The organism is Methylotuvimicrobium sp. KM2 (assembly GCF_038051925.1).
Taxonomy (GTDB): domain Bacteria; phylum Pseudomonadota; class Gammaproteobacteria; order Methylococcales; family Methylomonadaceae; genus Methylotuvimicrobium.
The window spans coordinates 4,887,105-4,906,269 of record NZ_CP150634.1; the positions used below are offsets into that span (position 1 = coordinate 4,887,105).

Annotated in this window: 20 protein-coding genes; 8 read left to right on the top strand and 12 right to left on the bottom strand. The window is 47.5% G+C overall.

Translation table 11 applies throughout. From position 1 onward, the window contains the following. Window positions 1–28: 28 nt before the first annotated feature. Window positions 29–562, bottom strand: coding sequence for a 6-phospho-3-hexuloisomerase (gene hxlB / locus WJM45_RS20575; protein WP_341326876.1), 534 nt, complete (start codon window positions 560–562; stop codon window positions 29–31). A 3-nt stretch (window positions 563–565) separates the two neighbouring features. Further along, window positions 566–1,213, bottom strand: a complete 648-nt coding sequence (gene hxlA, locus WJM45_RS20580; protein ID WP_341326877.1) for a 3-hexulose-6-phosphate synthase — start codon at window positions 1,211–1,213, stop codon at window positions 566–568. A gap of 385 nt (window positions 1,214–1,598) precedes the next feature. On the opposite strand from hxlA, the gene WJM45_RS20585 reads away from it, so the two are divergent. Both WJM45_RS20585 and dhaK read left to right on the top strand, forming a co-directional pair. Next, window positions 1,599–2,417 (top strand): HAD-IIA family hydrolase, encoded by an 819-nt coding sequence (locus WJM45_RS20585; protein ID WP_341326879.1) that lies wholly within the window; start codon window positions 1,599–1,601, stop codon window positions 2,415–2,417. Between the two features lie 76 nt (window positions 2,418–2,493). Continuing rightward, a complete protein-coding gene (gene dhaK / locus WJM45_RS20590; RefSeq protein ID WP_341326880.1) occupies window positions 2,494–3,483 on the top strand; it encodes a dihydroxyacetone kinase subunit DhaK in 990 nt (329 codons plus the stop codon). Between the two features lie 3 nt (window positions 3,484–3,486). Here the strand turns inward: dhaK and dhaL are convergent, their stop codons facing one another. The 3 genes from dhaL to nudE all read right to left on the bottom strand — a co-directional run bounded on the left by dhaL (window position 3,487) and on the right by nudE (window position 5,758). After that, window positions 3,487–4,116 (bottom strand): dihydroxyacetone kinase subunit DhaL, encoded by a 630-nt coding sequence (dhaL, locus tag WJM45_RS20595; RefSeq protein WP_341326881.1) that lies wholly within the window; start codon window positions 4,114–4,116, stop codon window positions 3,487–3,489. A gap of 72 nt (window positions 4,117–4,188) precedes the next feature. Beyond that, the gene (locus WJM45_RS20600; protein WP_341326882.1) at window positions 4,189–4,602 is read right to left on the bottom strand and encodes a hypothetical protein; all 414 of its coding nucleotides are present in this window, start codon (window positions 4,600–4,602) and stop codon (window positions 4,189–4,191) included. 607 nt (window positions 4,603–5,209) lie between these two features. Beyond that, the gene (nudE, locus tag WJM45_RS20605; protein ID WP_014150363.1) at window positions 5,210–5,758 is read right to left on the bottom strand and encodes an ADP compounds hydrolase NudE; all 549 of its coding nucleotides are present in this window, start codon (window positions 5,756–5,758) and stop codon (window positions 5,210–5,212) included. 64 nt (window positions 5,759–5,822) lie between these two features. On the opposite strand from nudE, the gene yrfG reads away from it, so the two are divergent. After that, on the top strand, window positions 5,823–6,479 hold the full coding sequence (gene yrfG / locus WJM45_RS20610; RefSeq protein WP_341326883.1) for a GMP/IMP nucleotidase: 657 nt from the start codon (window positions 5,823–5,825) through the stop codon (window positions 6,477–6,479). On the opposite strand, the gene WJM45_RS20615 is transcribed toward yrfG, so the two are convergent. Continuing rightward, a complete protein-coding gene (locus WJM45_RS20615) occupies window positions 6,442–7,758 on the bottom strand; it encodes a DEAD/DEAH box helicase (protein WP_341326884.1) in 1,317 nt (438 codons plus the stop codon). The two genes, yrfG and WJM45_RS20615, sit on opposite strands and share 38 nt — an antisense overlap. A gap of 93 nt (window positions 7,759–7,851) precedes the next feature. Between WJM45_RS20615 and trxA the strand changes: the two genes are divergently transcribed. The 3 genes from trxA to WJM45_RS20630 all read left to right on the top strand — a co-directional run bounded on the left by trxA (window position 7,852) and on the right by WJM45_RS20630 (window position 10,578). Continuing rightward, window positions 7,852–8,178 (top strand): thioredoxin TrxA, encoded by a 327-nt coding sequence (gene trxA, locus WJM45_RS20620; protein ID WP_341326885.1) that lies wholly within the window; start codon window positions 7,852–7,854, stop codon window positions 8,176–8,178. A 380-nt stretch (window positions 8,179–8,558) separates the two neighbouring features. After that, the gene (gene rho / locus WJM45_RS20625; RefSeq protein WP_125217712.1) at window positions 8,559–9,815 is read left to right on the top strand and encodes a transcription termination factor Rho; all 1,257 of its coding nucleotides are present in this window, start codon (window positions 8,559–8,561) and stop codon (window positions 9,813–9,815) included. Between the two features lie 172 nt (window positions 9,816–9,987). Continuing rightward, window positions 9,988–10,578: an NAD(P)H-dependent oxidoreductase gene (locus tag WJM45_RS20630; protein ID WP_341326886.1), complete on the top strand. Its 591-nt coding sequence runs from the start codon at window positions 9,988–9,990 to the stop codon at window positions 10,576–10,578. Window positions 10,579–11,330: 752 nt separating this feature from the next. Here WJM45_RS20630 and WJM45_RS20635 read toward each other — a convergent pair. From WJM45_RS20635 to WJM45_RS20655, 5 genes are all read right to left on the bottom strand, one after another. Further along, entirely contained in the window at window positions 11,331–11,603 is a 273-nt protein-coding gene (locus WJM45_RS20635) for an oxidative damage protection protein (protein WP_014150368.1), read from the bottom strand. 2 nt (window positions 11,604–11,605) lie between these two features. Continuing rightward, window positions 11,606–12,652 carry an A/G-specific adenine glycosylase gene (mutY, locus tag WJM45_RS20640; protein ID WP_341326887.1) on the bottom strand — a complete coding sequence of 349 codons (1,047 nt, stop codon included), beginning with the start codon at window positions 12,650–12,652 and terminating at the stop codon, window positions 11,606–11,608. 369 nt (window positions 12,653–13,021) lie between these two features. After that, the gene (locus WJM45_RS20645; RefSeq protein WP_141901361.1) at window positions 13,022–13,198 is read right to left on the bottom strand and encodes a rubredoxin; all 177 of its coding nucleotides are present in this window, start codon (window positions 13,196–13,198) and stop codon (window positions 13,022–13,024) included. A gap of 448 nt (window positions 13,199–13,646) precedes the next feature. Further along, the gene (locus WJM45_RS20650) at window positions 13,647–14,663 is read right to left on the bottom strand and encodes an IS110 family transposase (RefSeq protein ID WP_341326888.1); all 1,017 of its coding nucleotides are present in this window, start codon (window positions 14,661–14,663) and stop codon (window positions 13,647–13,649) included. Between the two features lie 266 nt (window positions 14,664–14,929). Then, entirely contained in the window at window positions 14,930–17,071 is a 2,142-nt protein-coding gene (locus tag WJM45_RS20655; protein ID WP_341326889.1) for an AsmA family protein, read from the bottom strand. 271 nt (window positions 17,072–17,342) lie between these two features. Here WJM45_RS20655 and WJM45_RS20660 point away from each other — a divergent pair, with 271 nt between their 5' ends. Continuing rightward, window positions 17,343–17,639, top strand: a complete 297-nt coding sequence (locus WJM45_RS20660) for a hypothetical protein (protein WP_341326890.1) — start codon at window positions 17,343–17,345, stop codon at window positions 17,637–17,639. A 76-nt stretch (window positions 17,640–17,715) separates the two neighbouring features. Here WJM45_RS20660 and WJM45_RS20665 read toward each other — a convergent pair whose 3' ends face one another. Then, window positions 17,716–18,321 (bottom strand): peroxiredoxin C, encoded by a 606-nt coding sequence (locus WJM45_RS20665; RefSeq protein ID WP_014150373.1) that lies wholly within the window; start codon window positions 18,319–18,321, stop codon window positions 17,716–17,718. Window positions 18,322–18,607: 286 nt separating this feature from the next. Here WJM45_RS20665 and WJM45_RS20670 point away from each other — a divergent pair, with 286 nt between their 5' ends. After that, window positions 18,608–19,117 carry a hypothetical protein gene (locus WJM45_RS20670; protein ID WP_341326891.1) on the top strand — a complete coding sequence of 170 codons (510 nt, stop codon included), beginning with the start codon at window positions 18,608–18,610 and terminating at the stop codon, window positions 19,115–19,117. The last annotated feature ends 48 nt before the right edge of the window (window positions 19,118–19,165 follow it).

Below are 19,165 nucleotides of genomic sequence, written 5' to 3' on the forward strand. Positions count from 1 at the left end.
GTTCCAGCGCGGATCGCTCCGCTTCGGATCACTCCAGGTTCGCGTGCCGCGATCTCATTTCTTCTTCCGGAATGCCTTTCTCATGAATGATATGTGAGATGATCGCTTCCAGGAAGAACAGCGTTGATAGTTCGAACACGGTGCCCATCGGCATGCCTTTCACTTTGCCGTACAGCTCCGATGTGCCAATTTGGAACACCGCATCCGCGAGGTCGCCTATCGTCGAATCGCTTTTTGCCGAGATCAACAGGATTTTAGCGCCGATTTCTTTCGCTTTCTTGGTGAACGCGATCAATTGTTCGGTTTCGCCCGAGCCTGAAATAATGACCAGCAGGTCGCCCGCCTTGATGCTCGGCGTGACGATTTCGCCAACCACGCTGACATCGTAGCCGCTATGCATCAAGCGCATCGCAAAAAACCGACCGATCAAGCCCGACCGACCCGCGCCCGATACGAACACGCGTTTCGCTTGGTCGAGTAGGGTGGTCAGTTTTTGATCATAGCTGTCGTCGGTCGCCGCCAGAATGCCGGATATTTTGTCAATGATCAGTTGCTGATGCATGACTTATGCACTCGCTGCATCAACCAGCTGACGGATTTCGCGTGCCGCTTCCGCCGGGGATGGCGCGCCATAAATCGCTGCACCGACCACGATGATGCTCGCGCCGCTGGCAACCACTTGTTGCACGGTCGCTTGTTTGATACCGCCGGCTACCGATACGCGTACGTTCAGGCCCAGATCGGCAATCGCTTGCAGGTCGGCAAATGGCGTTTGGCCCGCTGCTTGTGCGTCCAAGCCCGTGTGGACACCGACGATTTGTGCGCCCAGTTTCGCCGATTCGCGTGCGCAATCGACTTTGTCAGGCACGTTGATCAGGTCGACTTGCACTTCGGCATTGTGCGCGCGCGCCGCTTTGATCACACCTCCGATAGTGGCCAGACCCGATACGCCCAACACGGTGCAGATGTCCGCGCCCGCTGCGTAGAATGGCGCCGCTTCGTATTCGCCGGCATCCATCGTTTTCAGGTCAACCAACAACAGTTGGTCCGGGAATCGTTGTCTCAGTTCTTTCACTAAGCCAATCCCGTTGTATTTGATGCATGGGGTGCCAATCTCAAAAATATCTACATACGGTGCCACTTGCTCGGCAAGCGCAACGGTTTGATCGAAATCCAATGAGTCCAACGCCATTTGTATTAATGGTCTTGCCATGTTTCTTCTCCGATAGTTACGGTTTATTGTTGTTTAATGAAAAATCATAATTAACGATCAGGCCCTAAACCACCATAATTCCCTTTAATTAAAGCGGAAAATTGGCGCCTAAATCGATTTTAAACGAGTCTATTTTTAACCTGAACGGTGAACTCTAACCAGAATGCGAGCTGTTGTCAATTTCGCCGAGTCGAAGGTCGCCAGAACAGTACTACTAGCGGAGGGTAAAAATTATGCGCGAAACAATTACTTGAATCAAACTTGCTCTTTGCTAACGCCTCAATGTACTTTAGGATTTCGCGATAAATATATTCCGGGAGTTTAAGCTTTGCCGAGTACTTGGCCTCCTTCTTTTCTATTCATCAATCCTAATAACAACTAACTTATGACACCTTTTTCCGATATTCAGGCGCTGATCATCGATATGGATGGCGTTTTATGGCATGGCTCCCAACCGCTTCCGGGGCTTATTGATTTTTTTGAGACATTGCGTGCCAAACATTTACGCTACATTTTAGCGACTAACAACGCAACACTCACTGCCGAACAATATGTCATTAAATTAGCCGGAATGGGAGTATTCATAAGCGCCGATCAAATACTGACATCGGCAATGGCTACCGCCTCCTATTTATCGTGTGAGGTAGACCCGACCACTAGTCGCATTTTCGTAATTGGCGAAGAAGGTGCGCGCGCACCGCTTCTCGAACAAGGATTTACTTTAACCGATACTTTCGACCCGGTTAATACTCAAACAAATGCCGACATCGTTGTATGCGGGCTGGATCGAACACTCACCTGGCAAAAATTGGCCGATGCGACTTACACTCTCCATGCCGGCGCTAGATTCATCGGCACCAATGCCGATACTTCATTACCGACCGAACAGGGTATGACGATCGGCAATGGCGCCATTTTAGCGGCTTTACAAGCCGCCACCGGAGTGAAGCCGATTACTATCGGCAAACCCGAGCCGATCATGTACCGACAAGCCATGGCCTTGCTTGGCACCGATACAAACAAAACCATTGCAATAGGCGACCGGCTCGATACCGATATTCTCGGTGCCGTAAGAGCCGATATCCGCAGTTTAATGGTTTTGACCGGCGTGTCTTCCGAAGAAGATTTAAAAGTTTCCGATTTCCAGCCTACTTGGGTCATGCAGGATATTCGGGCGATTACCCAGGCCTTGCAAATAACTTAATCGTCCGATCGACAACCGATTTGCCAGGCAGCCTGCCAAGGTCTACCCTTAATATCATCACATAGGAGTTCCGAACATGAAAAAATTTATCAATAGCGTCGATACTCTGCTCGACGAAAGCTTGTCCGGCTTTGCCATGGCTCATGCCGATATCGTCAATTTTAATAAAGAACCCCACTTCATCAGCCGATTGGCAGCGACACAATCCGGTAAAGTCGCGCTCATCTCCGGCGGCGGCTCCGGTCACGAACCTTTGCATTCGGGCTTTGTCGGTCACGGCATGCTCGATGCGGCTTGTCCCGGGCAAATATTCACTTCGCCGACACCGGATCAAATGATGGCAGCGGCGCAAGCGGTCGAAAACGGAGGCGGTGTATTATTCATTGTTAAAAATTATGCGGGCGATGTTATGAATTTCGAAATGGCCGCCGAAATGATCGATTGCTCGAATGCGACTGTGTTGGTGAACGATGACGTTTCCCTGCCGAAAAATCACAGCACCGGGCGACGCGGCGTCGCCGGAACACTGATTGTCGAAAAAATTGTCGGCGCGGCTGCCGAAAACGGCAAAGACTTAGCCGCCTGTAAAGCCTTGGGTGAAAGAGTGAACGAAGCAACCGCGTCGATGGGGGTGGCAATGACGAGCTGCACCGTTCCGGCGCTTGGCAAACCGACATTTAACCTCAATGATGATGAAATTGAAATGGGCGTCGGTATTCACGGCGAAAGAGGGCACGAAACGATTCCGATCAAATCCGCCACGGAGATCGTCGAACAGCTCTCGACAGCGATTGATGAGGAGCTGAAACCCAAAAAAAATCAACCGGTACTGTTGCATATCAACGGCTTTGGAGCAACACCGCTCATCGAATTACATTTGATTTACAACCTAGCAGCCCAGTTTTGGCAAAAAAGCGGTGTGGATATCCGCCGCTCACTGGTCGGCAACTATACGACTTCACTCGACATGGCCGGCTGCTCCATCACCTTAACCTTGCTCGATGAAGAGTTATTGAAGCTGTGGGATGCGCCTGTCCATACAGCGGCATTACGCTGGGGCATGTAACCTTTATTTCGCTAGCACCGATGCTATCGCGCAAATCATCAGTTCCGCAGTTTTCGCTCCGGCGTCGATATGCCCTCGCGAGCGCTCTCCTAAAAACGATGCTCGGCCCTTGGTCGCCACCATATCGCGAGTGGCCTCCATACCCTGATTAGCGGTATCGCAAACCTGCTCTAAAATTTCTGGCCATGGAGTCGAATTGGCTTCCGCTTGTTTCAGGTAATCGGCTACCGGTATATAGACATCGAGCATCGTTTTCTCGCCGGCATCAGCCTTGCCTCTGCGCTTAACCGCTTCGACACCTTGCGCGAAGGCTTCGGCGAAGGTCGATACACTCAACTCTTGCCCCTTGGCCGCTTTGCTCATTGCGATGAATAGCGTTCCATAAAGAGACCCCGACGCACCTCCGATCGCCGACATCGATACCATGCCGATGCTCTGCAAGGCAGAGGCCCAATCGAGCGCCGATATTTCCTCTTCTTTTGTTTTTAAGGCCTTAATACCGCGTTGTAAATTCGAGACATGATCGCCGTCGCCAATTGCTTGATCCAATTCGGTGACTGATTCTGAGTTTTGCTTGATGGTGGCATCCACGGCATCGATCATTGCCGGGAATAATTTAGGAAATAATGACATGGCAAACTCCTTGACACAGTGTTGAAGGCTCGAGCATAGCCTTCAACAAGCCGGTCTGTCCAGTACCGTCAATCAGCCCAATGTCAACATTACCGCAAATGAACCGCCCAAAGCGATACTGCATACCACTTTCGATTTTTTAATCATGGGCGATGTTTGCCAAGTATTTTGCAATTGAGCTTTTTGTTCGAAGCACCAAGCAGGAACGGCTTCTTTGGCTTGGCGCCACAAATCGACGATATAGTTAAAAATGGCCACAGCCATGATTGCACCAATGCCCAACATCAAATAAAACACGATAATCTCGGTGGTTCTTGGATCGGTATCAAATGTCAATGAAATGATTTCATCCAACATAAATTCTATGAAAACATAGATGTGTTTAACGACCCATACGACCGCATGGATCAATTCCAACGGCATTTTAACGCTCAACAACATTATAGAAAAAAAGATCAACAAGTTGATTGTGCTGAATGCTTTCATATCGATTTTCTCCTGATTCAACGTAATAGACTTCGGCCAAAACCGTCTAAAAGCCTTGCGACCCGACAGAATAGGATGATTGATAAACTTGGGAAATTCCTTTTGTACATGACTATATCAACAGTAGCTTTCAATAAACTTGCATTGATATCTTTTGCTAATCAAAGTTCGGCGCCGCGGTGTCATGCGAGTCAAAAAGCTTGGTTAGGAACGAGCATGAAATAACTTCGACAACCGTTAGAAGGGGGTTCGGTGGCTCGATTGACAGGTGTCGGCGGCAGGGCAGATTTTTGCTCCTGCAAAATCTGCATTCATGCCATCCTTGGCAATCAGTCGCCGCCGTCAAGCCTACAGGGATGGATTCACGGCGTCCTGTCAAGCGAGCCACCGAACCGCCGCAGAGCCTACTACTTGTAGCAATTATTTTGTGCACATTCCTTACTTATCTATACCTTTCGCACTTCAAATTTCGGCAGTGCCTTAGGAGGCGCCGGGGTGCTCGGTAAAGGCTTTGCCAGCATGGAGCTGGCATAGAGCCTACATGGACGTATTCACGGCGTCCTTTGACGGGCACCCCGGTGCCGAATTTTGATCTCCGATAGGTATATTACGAACCCTTAAGATGATTCAATGTCATAAACAACGCCGCAATCGACCGGGCTTCGGTACACTCGCCGGTTGCAATCAACCCTCCAATATCGTCAATTTTCCAGGGCACGACTTCGAGTTCCTCGGGTTCGTCGCCCTGCAATTTTTCCTCATAAAGATCCGTGGCAATAATAATCTCGGTCATGTGCTCGAGATAAGCGGGCGCGATTGAAAACGAACTCAAATGATAGAGGGTTCTAGCCCCAAAACCGACTTCCTCCTTGAGCTCACGGTTTGCGGCTTCGATAAAGGTTTCTCCGGCGTCGGTTTTACCTTTAGGCAAACCTAACTCATAACGATGAACGCCGGCAGCATATTCCCGAACCAATAACACCGTTTCGTTATCCAAAAGCGGTACAATTAACACCGCACCTCCAGGTCTTCCTCGGGCCAGGCGTTCGAAATTACGCTGTTCGCCATTGCTAAACTCGATGTCGAGCGATTCGATACGGAATAACCGGCTTTCGGCGATAACGGTTTTATTGAGAAGTGTCGGTTTTTCGCGCATTATTGGCTATATTTTTAACTGATGATTAATAAATATAACCCACTTCTTTTGATTAATTGAAAAAATGATTGATTGGAAAAAAATTGATACTGTCTTACTTGACATGGACGGCACGTTGCTGGATTTGAATTTCGACAATCATTTCTGGCTGGAATTCGTGCCGTTGAAATTCGCCGAAAAAACCGGCATCTCGGTTGAAACGGCCAAATATCAATTGGAACCCCGCTTCAAAAGTATGGAAGGCAAGTTGGAATGGTATTGCCTGGATTATTGGAGCGAAGTCTTGGAATTGGATATTGCCGGCCTCAAAGCCGAAATAGCGGGATTGATCGAGGTCTTGCCGCATGTCACCGAGTTTCTCGAAAAAGTTAGGCAATCATCGAAAAATCTTTTTTTGGTGACCAACGCGCACAGGAGCAGTTTGGACCTGAAAATGGAAAAAACCTGTTTACAGCCGTTTTTCGACGCTATTATCTGCTCGCATGATTTCGGCTTTCCGAAGGAACAGCCGGGATTCTGGCGTTTACTGGAAAACCATCAATCGTTCGACAAGCAACGCACGCTACTGGTCGATGACAGCCTGGCGGTCTTGAATTCGGCCAGGCAATACGGCATCAATTATTTGATATCAGTTAGTAAACCGGACAGCACTCGTTCGAAAAGACTGATAGAAGAGTTTCCCGCTATTGAGGACTTTCGGGAGCTGATGCAGGGTTTGTAGCGGCTTGAGCAGACTTACTTCGCCGCGCCGGCTTTTTTTTCGGTTTTTCCGAACGCTTGCCTTGGCCATGACGAGAGGCATTCTCCGGCCGAGGTTTACGCTCAGGCTTGACGACTTCAGGCAGCAAATCGGCCGTTATCGGTTGAATCGGTACTTTTTGACCGATATATGTTTCGATGTCCGGCATCGAATAGGCGTATTCCTCGCAAATAAAACTGATCGCTTCGCCGCTGGCGCCGAAACGTGCGGTTCTGCCGATTCGGTGGACATAATCCTCGACTTCCTGAGGCAGATCGTAATTGATCACATGCGACACGTCGGCGATATGCAACCCGCGCGCCGCGACATCGGTCGCGATCATGAGCCTAATTTTGTTTTCCTGAAAATCAGTCAATAGCCGTTGACGTTTTTCCTGAGGAACATCGCCGCTCAAAACAGCGGTGACGAAACCATTGGCATTCAGATAGTCGTTAAGCCGTTCGGCACAACGTTTGGTGTTGACGAAAATAATGCTGCGTTGCGGCTCATATTTTTTCAGTACACCCAACAATAGCGGAATTTTCTGTTCGTTGGACGGACAAAACGCACTTTGCCGAATGGCCTTGGAAGTGACTTCTTCCGTTTCGATTTTGATGAGCACCGGTTGATTCATATGCTCGTAAGCCAACTCAGTCACTTTGTAAGATAAAGTTGCCGAAAACAGCATATTCAATCGCTTATCGGCCGGCGGCATCCTTCTTAACAGAAATCGAATATCCTTGATGAATCCTAAATCGAACATCCGATCGGCTTCATCGAGCACCATTACTTGCACGTTATCCAACGTAAAAGTTCCTTGTCGATAAAAGTCGATAATACGGCCCGGTGTGCCGATGATAATATCGACATTGGACTTGATCGTGTCCATTTGTTTTTTATAATCGGTGCCGCCGTATATCAGCGCTAGCTTAAGATTTAAATATTTGCCCAACAATAAGGCATCTTTATGAATCTGAATGGCAAGCTCCCGGGTTGGCGCTAAAATAACCGCCCTGGGGTTTTTGATCTTTTCGCTTTCGTCGTTGATTAAGCGCTGAAAAGTAGCCAGTAAAAAGGTTGCTGTTTTGCCGGTCCCGGTTTGAGCTTGCCCGGCGATATCCTTGTCTCTTAATGACAAAGGCAACGAACGATCCTGAATTGGAGTACAATGCGTAAAGCCGGCCTCGGTCAGTCCGCGCAATATCGAATCGGATAGCTCCAAATTGCTGAATCGGGTTTGAGTAAGATGCGTTGTATTCATAGCCCTATAGCATAACTTAAAAAAGCTGAAAGTGATTGACAAAATAACGCCGGCACTCCTATAGTCACAATTTTAGCAATTTTGGAGAATAGCGTGAGTGAGTCAGTCCTTCATGTAACTGATGGTGAATTTAACGAAACCGTACTAAAAGCAGGCGGTCCTGTGCTAGTTGACTATTGGGCTGAATGGTGCGGACCTTGCCGGATGATCGCACCGGTTCTGGATGAAATCGCCAAGGAATATGCCGGTCGCTTGACTGTCGTCAAACTCAATATCGATGAAAACCCGCAAACGCCACAGCATTACGGCGTTCGCGGCATACCGACTCTAATGCTGTTTAAAGACGGAGAAGTGGAGGCGACTAAAGTTGGCGCCTTGACTAAATCGCAACTAGCCGATTTCATCGATAACAATATTTAGGAACGTGAATTTTATTAAGTAATTCAACCGACAGGTCTTTTTTGTCCGTCTTCTGCGTCAGTTATACCAATGCAGATAAAGGGCGTGAGGGAAGCTTTGCGAAAACAGTTAAATAGCTTGACGCCTGTTTGCGCGCCTTGAATACGAACAAAAATCCTGCGTCAGTTGTCTAATTTATTTAGTACCCATTCATTAATATTCCAGCGAACTCGGGGTTGTCGTAATTTATTTGGACGACCCCGACTATTTTGATATATAATCGCGCTGCTTTTTTTCGGCATCTTCCTTACCCGTCTATGGGTAAAATCCAAAAATTTTACCATTCCTTTGTTTTACGGCCGTTCGCCGTGCTTTTCATTCCTTCGAGTTCCCGTTAATCTATGAATCTAACCGAGTTAAAACTAAAACAAGTCAGCGAACTTATTGATATTGCGGAGTCATTGGGACTCGAAAATGTCGCCAGAACACGCAAACAAGATCTCATCTTCGCCATTTTAAAAAAACAAGCCAAAAGCGGCGAGGACATTTACGGCGATGGCGTATTGGAAATTTTACAAGACGGTTTCGGCTTTCTTCGCACACCCGGCTGCTCTTATCTAGCCGGCCCCGACGATATTTACGTTTCACCCAGCCAAATAAGACGCTTTAACCTACGCACCGGCGACACGGTCAGCGGCAAAATTCGTCCACCGAAAGAATCGGAACGTTACTTCGCGATGCTCAAAGTTCAAAACATTAACTTCGAAGCGCCCGAAAATACCAAAAACAAGATTCTCTTTACCAACCTCACTCCCCTGTTTCCGAACGTTCGCTTCACACTAGAAAAGGGTAACGGCACCAGTGAGGACTTAACGGGCCGCATTATCGATCTAATAGCACCGATCGGCAAAGGACAACGCGGCTTGATCGTTTCACCGCCGAAAGCCGGTAAAACGATGATCATGCAAAGCTTGGCCCATTCCATCGCCGAAAAAAACCCCGAATGTTATTTGATCGTGTTATTGATCGACGAGCGCCCTGAAGAGGTAACCGAAATGGAACGTTGCGTACGCGGCGAGGTTATTTCCAGCACCTTCGACGAACCCGCAACGAGACATGTGCAAGTGGCCGATATGGTAATCGAAAAAGCGCGAAGACTAGTCGAGCATAAACACGATGTAGTCATCCTGTTAGATTCGATTACTCGATTAGCCCGCGCATACAATACCGTAGTACCTTCTTCCGGTAAGGTATTAACCGGCGGTGTCGACGCAAATGCCTTGGAAAAACCCAAGCGCTTCTTTGGTGCCGCAAGAAATATCGAGGAAGGAGGGAGCCTCACGATCATTGCAACGGCATTGATCGATACCGGTTCGAGAATGGATGATGTAATTTACGAAGAATTCAAAGGCACCGGCAACATGGAATTGCACCTAGACCGCAAATTGGCTGAAAAACGGATTTATCCGGCGATCAATATCAATCGCTCCGGAACGCGTCGTGAAGAATACCTGGTCGACTCTGAAGAGTTGCAAAAGACTTGGATATTACGAAAAATCCTACAACCGATGGATGAAATGGCGGCTTCCGAGTTCTTATTGGGCAAGCTCAAGGACTTCAAGACTAATTCCGAATTTTTCGATTCGATGAAGCGTTAATTTTTAGCGCAATAACTCGCAAACAACACGTTTGTGACGGATCGCGATACCGTTTGATGGATTGGCTCATTTCACTCCCACATTATTAAGTCGAACAGGCCCTTTTTTATCAAGCGACGAGACCCCATAGCTTAGAAGCGTGGCGGAAATCCGATTCATTTGGAAATAAGTTATGACGGCAAAACGCATTGCAATCATTCAAGGACATCCCGATCCGGACGAGCAACGATTTTGCCGAGCCCTTGCTAACGCCTATGCTGACGGAGCCGATTCTGCAGGGCATCAAATCAAAATGATCGACATTGCCCGAATCGAATTTCCGATTCTCCGTACACAACATGAATTCGAACAAGGGGCCATAAGCGAATCGATTCGACAAACCCAGGACATCATTCAATGGGCGGATCATCTCGTCATCATTTACCCATTATGGCTCGGCAGCATGCCCGCCTATCTGAAAGCGTTTCTCGAACAAGTTTTCAGACCCGGATTCGCCGCAGTCAAGTCTGCAAAAGGCAAGCCATGGAAAAAATGCCTCTCGGGAAGAAGCGCGCGAATAGTCGTGACCATGGGCATGCCGGCTTTCGTATACCGCTTCATCTATTTGGCTCATAGTTTGAAAAGCCTAGAGAGAAATATACTAGGTTTCTGCGGTATCGGTCCAACCAAAGACACGTTGATCGGCATGGTAGAAGCCATCGGTGACGATAAAAGACGGAAGTGGCTGCGCCGACTCGAAAAGCTGGGACAGGAAGGTCGATAAAGGTGGAATCCGATTAAACCCAAAATTCGGCACCGGGATGCCCATCAAAGGCCAAGCAACTAAATTATCCCAGATAGTTAGCCATAGCCAAAATTGACTATTGAATTTAGGTGCTGGATAAATACGTCCCTTAGGCTCTATGCTAGATCCATGCTGGCCCCTCACCTAGCATTAGAGTGGGACCGAACACCCCGGCGCCTCCTCTTAGGCACTGCCGAAATTTGAAGTGCGGAAGGTATAATTTCGCCGATTTAACAGACTTATTGTAACTATTTCTTCCCCCGGCAATTATCGTTCCCACGCTGGAGCACTCGCCGTTATACACAAGTATCGGTAAACGTGCTAAACAGAGGTTATCGTATACTTGAAAACGGTGCTGTTTGATAAATCTGCGGATATTGAACATCAGTGGCTTCGAAATCGCGACGTAGGCGTCGCTCCCACAAGGGGGCGGATGCTCTGTGGGAGCGATCCCCAGATCGTCCCTCACCTAACGCTAGGTGAGGGAAAGTCGGGAACGTTGGGCGACAAGAAATGGTATCGAGGCCTCATTAGCTAAGATTGCAAAACGGTAATTTTTGACTTATGTATAACGATGAGCGCTGGAGCATGGGAACGATAGGGGATGTGAATAATTACGACTTATTTGCATCGAAATTTTCAAACGACGCCCCAATCGCTAAATGTGATGCAGCCCTTTGGCTTCAGCTTTGCGAGAAACCAACGGACTACAACACATATACGCTTTCGATTTATTTTGTTGGAGGCACGTATCCTTCGGGCATTTCAGCCCCGCCGCCGAATAAAAATTTATTCCTTTCTTCCTCAAGAAATTTTTTAGCTTTAGGATCGAAACTGGCCAAACGATGCTCATTGATCAGCATGGTTTGCAAACTAAGCCAATCCTGCCAAGCTTGTTTTGAAATCGTATCGAATATTTGCTGTCCTTTAGGCCCCGGAAACGGAGGCGCATCAAGGCCTTCGGCGTCGATACCTAATTTTGCACAGCGAATGATTCTGGTCATAGTCAGTCCTTATAAATTTGATGCAACAGCCGCTTGATCGGCGCAGCCAAAGCAAGTGAAGAAAATTGCTCAGGTTTATACCAGAGCATACGGTTTGCTTCCATCACAAAATGATTAGGGTTATTGGTTTGGAAGTGCAGAGGCGTAAAATCCAAATGATAATGCGAAAAAGTATGACGCACTTCGGGTAGCGTGTATTCATTAATGATGTCGATATGACGAATCATACACCACGAGTGTGCCGATTCGATCGTATCGAATTCCGGGAGGCTCCATAATCCTCCCCAGATTCCTGCACTCGGCCTTTGCTCCAGCAAAATACTGTTCTCGTTTGTGGTCAAGCATAAAAAATAAACCTGCTTGACCGGTTGCTTACGCGCCGGCTTCGGCGCCGGTATAGTCGCCGTTTTATTTTCAATATGAGCCCTGCAAGCCGAAACGAGCGGACAAACAGTACAATTTGGCTTGCCTCGGGTACAAATCGTGGCGCCTAAATCCATAATCGCCTGTGTATAGTCTTCGACACGATGAACCGGCGTATACAATGTGCTTAGTTTCCAGAGCGACTTGCCGGCTTCTGTCGAGCCGGGCCATTCGCTAATGCCGGCGAAGCGGGTCAGCACTCTTTTGACATTCCCATCCAGAATCGGATGGCTTTTCTTGAACGCGATGCTCAATATCGCGCCGGCAGTCGAGCGTCCTATTCCGGGCAAATCGAGCAGTTCGTCCAAGCTATCAGGAAACGAACCGCCGCGCTCCGCAATGATTTGCGCGCATTTGTGCAAGTTGCGTCCCCGAGCATAATAACCAAGACCCGCCCAATACTGCAAAACCGTATCGACCGAAGCCTCTGCGAGAGATTGAATATCGGGAAAGCGAGCGATGAATGCATTGAAATAAGGAATTACGGTTGCCACTTGCGTTTGCTGCAACATGACTTCGGAAACCCAAACTTTGTAAGGTGACGCCGGATTTTGCCAAGGCAAGTCATGGCGTCCGTGCTTATCGAACCACACCAATAGCCGGTCTTGAAATTCGCTTGGAGTCATTGGAATCAAAAATTATCAAGGAATAGTCATGAAATGACCTAACGATCATGACGATATTTTCATCACCCCGGAAAACAAAGGCTCTGTATTCGGTTAAGAGTTGAAAACACCCACCACTTCCGGAAGTACTTAAAAATTCAAAGTAGATCGTAGGGTACGCTATGCGTACCAAATGTCGATGCCAGACATCACATGAGGGCACTTTAAACGGCGGGCGGGACTGCTGTGGTACGCGCAGCGTACCCTACAATTTTCAAGTTTCGACATTAGCGTAGTATTCATTTGTTCAACTATTAACGCGAACACAGCCAAAAAAATCGGCCCGATTACTTACCGAACAGGCCACCGTGAAGCCGGCTCTTGCGTTATTTAAGGCAGAACCAACAACTTGAAAAAACTTTTCGGTGCCCCGCAAATAGGGCAGACCCAATCGTCGGGAATATCTTCCCAGCGGGTACCGGGCGCGATGCCGCTGTCCGGATCGCCTTTTGCTTCGTCGTAAATGTGCTCGCATTCCATACAGTGGTATTTTCTATATTCGGACATTTTGACTGCCTCCTTTAGCAATGGTCGGGCTCAATGACCCTAATGATTATGGATTTAACGCATTATATACTCATATATGGACTCCTCGTTTATTGCAAGCCAAGTTTTCAAAAAATGATGTCAAAACAGAGATCAAGATTGCTGCCATATATTCGGTCTCTCAACAGAGGCTTTATTGCCTCAGGACTCCTGATGAATCTATCCGCGCGCTTATTCCTCAACCATCGTAACGGTTTCTTAAGAACCTATGGGTATAACGGGTTGTAAAAGCACCGGTCTGACCTGTTGTTGTCATCACTGATTATCTACTTGCCTCCGCAATCTTGTGTACTCGGTTAAATCAATCTCACTCATCAGGGTTATCCACGCTTTGTCCACGGGCTCCGAGCTCTCTTCTCTAGCTGGGAGCCGGTGGGCAAAGGGTGGATAACCCGGCCCAATGCCCGCGTTAGGCAGGCGCCCCTTGATAAGCTTCGTTTTTCATGGTCATCGCCCACAGTATCCGGGCGTTTTTGTTGGCTAGGGCAACCGCAGCCTTGTTAAAGCCGCGCCGCTCGACCAGCGCCTGCAGCCACCGGCTGAGTTGGTCGGTTTTGCCAGCGCAATTTCTGACCACCGCTCGGGCACCATGAATTAAGTTGGTTCGGATATAACGATTACCCCGCTTACTGATCCCCAGATAGCGGGGTTTATCGCCGCTGCTATGCTGCCCGGGAACCAGGCCCAGACTCGCTGCATAATCTCGGCTACTGGCATAGCCTTTGCCGTCCCCGATATCAGATGCCACAATCGTGGCGGTGATCGGACCCACCCCGGGAACATCCAGCATACGTCGGCTTAATGCATCGGCTTGACTGAGCCGGCCAAGCCGTTTGTCCTGCTCCTTAATCGCCTTATCCAATTCTCTTAACCGTTCGGCTTGCTCAGCAATCAGCTCTCGACACAGCGCCGTCAGTCCGTTCTCGGCATCTTCTAAAATATCAGGCCATTGTTTTCTGACTTGATCGACCCCTTTGTGAATGGCAATGCCGCGCTCCAGCAAGGCTCCACGAATCTGATTCACTACAGCAGTTCGTCGTTTGACCAGATCCTGGCGTAGATTATGAAGCAGTTGCATATCTTGCTGTACTTCGGTTTTGATCGACACCACCCGCTTATTGGGCCGGCCGACCGCATCAAAAATCGCTTGGGCATCGTTAAAATCATTCTTGTTGCCGACCACGAAGCTCTTGACAAACTTCGCGTTCAATAACATCACTTCATGGCCCAGTTTAGTTAATTCTCTAGCCCAATAATGGCTACTGCCGCACGCCTCGATACCAATCGTGCTGACCGGATAATTGGCGAAGAAGGTCAAGACTTGCGCCCGTTTGAGTTTTTTCTTGATGACTTTATTATCCGCATTCAACGTATACAGATGAAAAATGTTCTTTGCGATATCTAAACCAATTACGCTAGTATTCATCTCGGACTCCTCTTGTTTTGTTTTTTACTAAGGTGCTATTTGACACCAACAGAGTGAGAGGAGTCCATATCATCATCGTAGATCAAAATTCGGCCTCGGGGTGCCCGTCAAAGGACGCCGTGAATACGTCCATGTAGGCTCTATGCCAGCTCCATGCTGGCAAAGCCTTTACCGAGCACCCCGAGGCCTCCTCCGGCACTGCCGAAATTTGAAGTGTGAAAGGTATACCTTTCACGGCTCAATCTTCGGCATTGCCCTACACGCCGTCAAAAAAACTTTTTCAATATATCAGAGACGCCGGGACCGACTTTTTTGTCGAGTTTGTCCAGTAACTTGTCTTTTTTGCGCTCGAGCTCTTCAAGTTGCTGGTCTTTGAGGATGGATGCAATATCGAGTTTATATTGCGGATCTTTGAAATTACCGGTGATGTTAATGACGATTGGCAATTCCTTGATTTTGTCGAGCGTACTTTCAGCCGCTTTGCTCCGTACCAGTTTCGCATTGACCTGATAATCGACCCGTTCGGATTTCAAATCAGCGGTACCTTTCCCGGTGGCTTCGATCTTGGAAGCCGTAGCAATAAGATCGTTATTGTTAATAAGCCCATTGACAATTCGCGCGCTACCCTTGATTTCGGAAAAAGCGGTTTGATCCTTCGGGTTGTCCCGGAGAACCGGCGTCCCTTTTAACAACGATTTAGCATCGTCGATCATTTGTTGCAGATTAAAACCGCGAATAATGCTGTCCTTGAAAAAAAAATCAACTTGGCCGTTTAACGAAGATTTGAGCGCCTTGCTATCATTGCCGCTTGCTTGTAATTTAGTCGATGCGGTTAATGCGCCGGCAATTTTCGCACTGCCGGCATAATCGTTCAATAAGGGTTCGATTTGTATCCCGTTGAATTTTTCGTTGAGCCTCCATTGCGGCAACTCGCCGGTCACATCTAGGTTCATCGCACCTTCATAAGAGCCCCGATACAATGTTTTTACGCCTTGTTCGGTATTGACAATACCGTCTTTGGCAATCAGTTTGAGATCGACTCCGTGCAGCAATAGATTGCTTATCGTAAGCCGACCGATCGATAACAAACCGTTAATATTCAAACCTCTCAGGGTTTCAACCGGAATCATCGAAGCGCCCGCAGCGGCGGCGGCCGCCGGTCCTGCAATCGGTTGCGCCGTCTTATCCGATTCTTCTTCAGGCGCTAAATAACGATCGGCATTCAAGGTATCGACGTTTAAGTCGAATGAAATTGCCGGATCGTCGAAATTATCGACGCGAACGTTACCTTTAATCGCGCTATTGTCGAGTTGAATGCTAATGCTTTGTAAGTCCGCCGACTCGGAAGTAACCTGTAATCTGAAATCCGCGCCAAATGACGTCAATGCTTGTGTATCCCTCATAACAGGAGGGTCGATGCCGGCCTGCTTTAACCATGCCGATGGATTAAAACGGGCAATACTCACCGGGCCCTCGAAAACGGGCGCGTCGACGATATTCGTGCCGGTTAGCGTTGCGGTCGCATGTAATTGTCCGGATTCGACATCGAGCTTGGTCAATTCCAGCGTTTGTGCATTTAAATTCAGATCGGCTAAAGCCCCCATCTTTGCCGACTGGAAGCCGACTGGAATGTCTTTTCCTCTAATCTCGGTAGATAAATCGAATCGGGTCACTTGAAAATGATCAAAATTTTCGTTAATCGACACGGCAGAGGACAATTGGTAATGACTGGTTCTTTCTTGTTCAGGCTGATCCAATATAAATCTAAGTTTAAAATCTATTGGCTTGCCAAAAGCCAGGTCGCCCGAAACAAGATTTAATTCCTTGATTAAAAAGTGCTTATCGTTTTGCCTGTCGTGCCAATTCAACCGAGCGTTTTCAAGCGAAACACCGGCAACCGCTAGGCCGGCCACCGCCTTAAACTCTTCGGCGTCTTTATCTGTGTCGACAATATCGGCATCTTCCCACTCGGTCGATGTTGCCGCTGTATGCGCCTCGGGTTTTGTTCGCTTTAAGTCATCCCAATTGTTTACGCCAGCATCGTTTTTTTCTAGATTTAGCATCAAACCTTTCAAGACGACGCGATCCACTTCAAACTTTTTCGAAAATAAGGGCAGTAATTTGGCTCTGATTTGCGCGTTTTCGATTTCAGCGAACGGAATTTCTTGAAAGCCCTCGGCATTGCTTAAAGACAGTTTTTCGGCAGTAACGCCAATCCATGGAAAGATCGATAATTCGATATCGCCCCCGATAGTCAAATCGCGGCCGGTTTTGTCTTTAACCGCCGAAGCAATTTGCGGCTTGAAATCATTAGGACTGAACAATAACGGCAAAGCTACTGCTGCTATCACAATGAGCAAAATAATAGCCGCAAAAACCGATAAAACTATTTTCAGGGTTTTTAACACAGCCAGTCTCCTTCGTGAATAAAGATGTGATTAGCGATTCAATTTGAATTATTATGTATTGCTCATTCATTACGTTAAGCGTTAATGCGGCTTAAATCAATCGAAATATTGCACAAGGCCGCCGGAAGCTTCTGCCCCAAATGGGTTAACGAAATCAGATCGTGGTGGATCGATTACATGATTAAAAAATACGCCGTGACCTCGTGAAGTATTTAAAAGTGCTTTCATTAAGGCACACGACTAAATAAAAAAGAATAGGGAGGGTAACTCAATGTTGTTTGCTCAAATTGCCGGAATCGTTATGCTGGTATGGTTTTACCATACTGCGAAAAAACTGGGTGAAAACCCGATGAACTGGGCGATAACCGGCTTGGTCGGTTACTGGTTGACTTGGTGGATCGCCAAATTAACGATTAAAAGTTTACATTTGGATACGCTTGCAGGAAATTCGGGTATTTTGAAGTTCGTGATCATTTTAACACCTGCATTACTTGCGATACTTGCCACACTTTTCATTCGAAAGAAATATCTGGTCGATGCGGCCGAATCGAAACAAGACAATCAGTAAATTACGGATTATTAAAATAAAAAAAGGCGCATTGCCAAACGACAATACGCCTTTTTAAGCCTATCGAATCATTCGATTAGAGCTTGTCGGCATTTTTCTCCAGATAATCCGCAACGCCTTCAGGGCTTGCATTCATACCTGAGTCGCCTTTGTTCCAGCCCGCTGGGCAGACTTCGCCATTTTCCTCAAAGAATTGCAGGGCGTCGATCATACGAATCAATTCATCCATGTTACGGCCCAGAGGCAGATCGTTAACGACTTGATGACGAACCACGCCGTCCTTGTCGATCAAGAAAGTTCCGCGATAAGCAACGGCCGGTGCTGCAGCTTCGACATCGTAATCTTTACAGATACCGTGTGAAATATCAGCCGCCATTGTATAACGGACCGGACCGATACCGCCTTTGTTGACCGGTGTATTACGCCATGCATTATGTGTAAAGTGAGAATCGATCGAAACGGCAATCACTTCGACGCCACGGCTTTTGAACTCGTCAATGCGATGATCGAGAGCGATCAATTCGCTAGGGCAAACAAAGGTAAAGTCCAGCGGATAAAAGAAGACTACCGCATATTTTCCTTTTGTCGCTTCGGAAAAATTAAAAGCATCGACTATTTCGCCATTGCCTAATACGGCAGGAACAGTAAAGTCGGGGGCTTGTTTACCTACTAATACGCTCATCGAATGTCTCCAAGTGTTTAAAAATAGAAGGTTATGAGTTGAGGACAACCACCAGGAGGTGGCATAGCCGCATTCTACATCAAATTACTAGGGAATTGTCACAATTACCTAACTTTTAACTTGCTTTTATTTTGGGAATGAGGATAATTTGTAAGCATAGGCTTACATTAGTAGGCTTTCATAAATTTGTAATATTTTTCTGCTTCACGCGGAATAACCTCGATGTATTAGCGGCAAATATTCTCTGTTCAACAAATGGTGAAAACCGTTAGTAGGTTTAAATGCTATGGTAAAACATAAACAAATCACAGAACCCGATGTATTCGGGTATCAGGTCCGAATCGTTCGGCGAGGCAAGGAAACCAGTCGTTATTTTTCTCATAAGCTTTGGGGAAACAAAAATAAATCCCTGAAAGCCGCTATCGCTTGGCGCGATCAAATGTTAGTGGCTCTGAAAGGGAGCAAGACACGCTTTCTCAAGCCGCCGAAAAATAAAACGACTACGGGACTGACCGGCGTTTCCAGAACAATCAAATACGACCACCGCAAGGATAAGAGTTACTTATGCTATACGGTATTTTGGGTCAAGGACGGTAAATCTAGAAACAAAACATTTCAGGTCGGCAATGTGGAAACAGTCACTGCCGACGATGAATTGCACGCGTTTCGCACCGCCCGCTTATTCCGTAGTTGCTATGAATATGCGATAGACAATGATCTAGAATTCGACGATAGCCAATTTGCCGGCTGGAAAAAACGTCGATTGTACGACGACCCCAATCTCAAAGTTGTTTAAACCAATCGCCTTGTAGCAGAGCCCATAGTATTTAAGCTCTGCTAGCGA